Raw genomic sequence first — 3897 nt, forward strand, 5'->3', positions numbered from 1 at the left:
GCTTTGCTGATCGTCGTCTGGCTAAATTGTTGAAGACTACCGACAAGGCAGTGCGCGAGCAGCGCCATGCGATGAATGTACGTCCGGTCTACAAGCGCGTTGACACCTGCGCCGGCGAATTCGCCACCAACACCGCGTACATGTATTCGACCTACGAGGAAGAGTGCGAATCGCAGCCGACCAACAAGAAAAAAATCATGGTGCTGGGCGGCGGTCCCAACCGTATCGGCCAGGGTATCGAGTTCGACTATTGCTGCGTCCATGCGGCGATCGCGATGCGCGAAGATGGTTACGAAACCATCATGGTCAACTGCAACCCTGAAACGGTTTCTACTGATTACGACACGTCCGACCGTTTGTATTTTGAACCGCTGACGCTGGAAGACGTGCTTGAAATCGTCGACAAGGAAAAACCATTTGGCGTGATCGTGCAGTACGGCGGCCAAACACCATTGAAACTCGCACTCGATCTGGAAGCTAATGGCGTGCCTATCATCGGCACTTCGCCAGACATGATCGATGCCGCTGAAGATCGTGAACGTTTCCAGAAAATGCTGCATGAACTGAAGCTGCGCCAGCCGCCTAACCGCACTGCGCGCACTGAAGAAGATGCCTTGCGCCTGGCGCAGGAAATCGGTTATCCGCTGGTGGTGCGTCCATCGTATGTGCTGGGCGGGCGCGCGATGGAAATCGTGCACGAGCAACGCGACCTCGAGCGCTACATGCGCGAAGCAGTCAAGGTGTCGCATGATTCGCCAGTGCTGCTCGATCGTTTCCTCAATGATGCGATAGAAGTTGACGTCGATTGCCTGTCCGATGGCGTGCGCACCTTCATCGGTGGCGTGATGGAACATATCGAACAGGCAGGCGTGCACTCCGGTGACTCCGCTTGCTCATTGCCGCCGTATTCCCTGTCGCAGGAAACCATAGATGAATTGAAGCGCCAGACTTCGCTGATGGCCAAGGGCTTGAACGTGATCGGTTTGATGAACGTGCAATTCGCGATACAAAAACAGGAAATCGACGGCAAGCTGCAGGATGTCGTCTTCGTGCTGGAAGTCAATCCGCGCGCTTCGCGTACCGTGCCTTATGTATCGAAGGCAACCGGTTTGCAGCTGGCCAAGATTGCAGCGCGCTGCATGGCTGGTCAATCGCTCGATAGCCAGGGCATCTTCAATGAAGTCGTGCCGGAATACTTCAGCGTCAAGGAAGCCGTATTCCCGTTCGTCAAGTTCCCGGGCGTAGACACCATCCTCGGACCGGAAATGAAATCGACCGGTGAAGTGATGGGCATAGGCAAAACCTTCGGTGAAGCCTTTGTCAAATCGCAACTCGGCGCCAGCATCAAGTTGCCTAAATCCGGTAAAGTGTTCTTGAGCGTCAAGGTCAGCGACAAGCCGCGTGCGGTCCAGGTGGCAAAAGACCTGGTCGAAATCGGCTTCTCGGTGGTGGCCACCAAGGGTACGGCGGCGGCAATCAGCGCGGCCGGCATCGAGGTGACGCTGGTCAACAAGGTGGCAGAAGGACGGCCGCATATAGTCGACATGATCAAGAACAATGAAATTGCGCTGGTCATTAACACTGTGGAAGAAAAGCGCAGTGCGATCGTCGATTCCCGTACTATCCGTACCTCTGCATTGGCGGCGCGTGTGACAACTTACACGACGATCGCAGGCGCGGAAGCGGCAGTGGCAGGCATGGCCCATCTGGACGAGTTGCACGTCTATGATTTACAAGGCCTGCATAAAACCTTACACTAAACTCAGAGTCAAATCTAACCACAGAGGTCACAGACGGTCCCGGTTTTCGGTGCCAGCTGCGGCCTCTGTGGTTTTCCACTTTTACAGATAGAAGCTATGACCACACCTATTACCCCATATGGCGCAAACCTCATGAAAGAGGAATTGCATCGTCTGAAGACAAAAGATCGTCCAGCGGTCATCAACGCAATTTCCGAAGCGCGCGCGCAGGGCGATCTGTCCGAAAATGCGGATTACGATGCCGCCAAGGAGCGCCAAAGCTTCATCGAAGGCCGCATTGCCGATCTGGAAGGCAAGCTCGGCACCTCGCAAATCATCGATCCGACCACGCTGGAAGCGGACGGTCGCGTTGTCTTTGCATCGACAGTCGACCTGGAAGATCTGGGCACCGGCGAAAAAGTGACTTATCAAATCGTCGGTATCGATGAAGCAGATTTGAAAGAGAAAAAAGTGTCGATCACGTCGCCTATCGCGCGCGCCCTGATCGGCAAGTACGCGGGTGATGTCGTCGGGGTGGAAGCGCCGGCCGGCATCCGTGAGTATGAAATCCTGCAAGTGCGTTACATCTAAATGCTGCTGTCTCGTGCACGCTTGCTGATCGCCACCTTCTGGGTGGGTAGCCTGTGGGCGGTCGGCTTCGTGGTTGCGCCGACTTTGTTTTCCACTCTCAGTGATCGCGCACTGGCGGGCACGATAGCCGGCAGCCTGTTCCGTGTCGTCGCCTGGTTGTCGATGTTTTGTGCGGCAGCGTTGCTGGCGCTGCTGTTTCAGGCAGCGCGTAGCGAACTGCAAAAACCGGCCAAGGTCCTGTATTACCTGATTGGGGGAATGGCAGCGTGTACCCTGATAGGCTACATGGGAGTGCAGCCCTACATTGCAGAATTACGCACGGTCTTGCATAGCGTCACGGACGCAGCAGTGCTGGCCGATGCGAGAAAAATGTTTGGCATCATGCATGGCGTTTCAACCGGGATTTTTGTTGTGCAGAGCCTGCTAGGCGCTGCACTGATCATCAAACTTCGTTGAAGTTTGATGATTTTATTATCGTCCGAGTGACGATTTCTTTGGGCTGGCCTGGCGTGGCTTGGCGCGTTTGATCGATCCGCCTTGCGTGACCCGCTCATTACCCTTGACCATGACCTTGGTTACCGACGGACGCTTGGTGCCGCTCGGACTTGGCTTGACGATGGTAACTTCGCGCATGCCGCGACCGCGTGTTTCGCTGCGTTCTTTTACGGCATCTTTTTTCGGGCGATACACGACGAGTAATTTGCCGATATGCTGTACTGGTGCAGTATCGAGTTTTTCGCAAATGGTGTCGTAGATCGCGACGCGTGCTTCGCGGTCATCGCCAAATACGCGGACCTTGATCAAGCCGTGGGAGTCGAGGCTGGCGTCGATTTCCTTGAGTACGCCAGGCGTCAAGCCGGCTTCCCCAATGATGACGACAGGGCTGAGAGCGTGCGCTTCAGCGCGTAAGGAGCTGCGCTCGGCCGGTGTGAGTTTCAACATATAGAGTAATGGTGTCGGGGGCTATCTTGCTTCGGCGCGCATCGCGAACCTGACAAACTTTGTCCCACAGTATTTAAAACTAGTATTCTACGCGAATGGCAAAGAAGAAATTAAACAAAAACTGGCTGCATGACCATATTAACGACCCGTATGTGAAGCTGGCGCAGAAAGAGGGCTATCGCGCGCGCGCAGTCTACAAACTCAAGGAAATCGACGAATCTGAAAAGTTGATCAAGCCGGGACAGGTTATTGTGGATTTGGGCTGTACGCCCGGTAGCTGGTCGCAATATGTGCGTAATAAGTTGTCAGGAAGCATAGGCGGCGGGATCAATGGCACTATCATCGGTCTGGATATGTTGCCTATGGAGCCGATTGCTGACGTGCATTTCATACAAGGCGATTTTCGCGAGCAGGAAGTACTGGATCAGCTCGAACTTGTACTGGCCGGGCGCAAGGTTGATCTTGTGCTATCGGACATGGCGCCCAATCTGTCAGGTATAGCGGTGGCTGATGCCGCCCGCATGAGCGATATCATCGATCTGGCGGTTGAATTCGCCCAAAACCACCTGAAACCGTCCGGGGCCTTGCTGGTCAAGTGTTTCAACGGTTCCGGCTACAACTATAT

General features: G+C 54.7%; 5 protein-coding genes. 4 read left to right on the top strand and 1 reads right to left on the bottom strand.

Annotation, left to right across the window (positions count from 1 at the left end; all coding sequences use genetic code 11):
• From carB to Q7T06_RS03345, 3 genes are all read left to right on the top strand, one after another.
• On the top strand, positions 1–1760 hold a 1760-nt coding region (gene carB, locus Q7T06_RS03335; RefSeq protein WP_304780123.1), incomplete at its 5' end, for a carbamoyl-phosphate synthase large subunit.
• A gap of 96 nt (positions 1761–1856) precedes the next feature.
• Positions 1857–2330 carry a transcription elongation factor GreA gene (gene greA, locus Q7T06_RS03340; RefSeq protein ID WP_304780126.1) on the top strand — a complete coding sequence of 158 codons (474 nt, stop codon included), beginning with the start codon at positions 1857–1859 and terminating at the stop codon, positions 2328–2330.
• Positions 2331–2786 carry a DUF4149 domain-containing protein gene (locus Q7T06_RS03345; protein WP_304780129.1) on the top strand — a complete coding sequence of 152 codons (456 nt, stop codon included), beginning with the start codon at positions 2331–2333 and terminating at the stop codon, positions 2784–2786. It abuts the gene before it with no gap.
• Between the two features lie 15 nt (positions 2787–2801).
• Here Q7T06_RS03345 and Q7T06_RS03350 read toward each other — a convergent pair whose 3' ends face one another.
• A complete protein-coding gene (locus Q7T06_RS03350; protein WP_304780132.1) occupies positions 2802–3272 on the bottom strand; it encodes a YhbY family RNA-binding protein in 471 nt (156 codons plus the stop codon).
• A gap of 95 nt (positions 3273–3367) precedes the next feature.
• Here Q7T06_RS03350 and Q7T06_RS03355 point away from each other — a divergent pair.
• Positions 3368–3897: RlmE family RNA methyltransferase (locus Q7T06_RS03355; protein WP_304780135.1), on the top strand; the 530-nt coding region annotated here is incomplete at its 3' end.

Source organism: Herminiimonas sp., assembly GCF_030645555.1.
Classification (GTDB): Bacteria; Pseudomonadota; Gammaproteobacteria; order Burkholderiales; family Burkholderiaceae_D; genus Oxalicibacterium.

What these genes read in the sequence shown, in the direction of transcription:
- greA (WP_304780126.1), top strand. Translation starts at nt 1,857, where the DNA reads ATGACCACACCTATTACCCCATATGGCGCAAACCTCATGAAAGAGGAA.
- Q7T06_RS03350 (WP_304780132.1), bottom strand. Translation starts at nt 3,272, where the DNA reads ATGTTGAAACTCACACCGGCCGAGCGCAGCTCCTTACGCGCTGAAGCG.
- Q7T06_RS03345 (WP_304780129.1), top strand. Translation starts at nt 2,331, where the DNA reads ATGCTGCTGTCTCGTGCACGCTTGCTGATCGCCACCTTCTGGGTGGGT.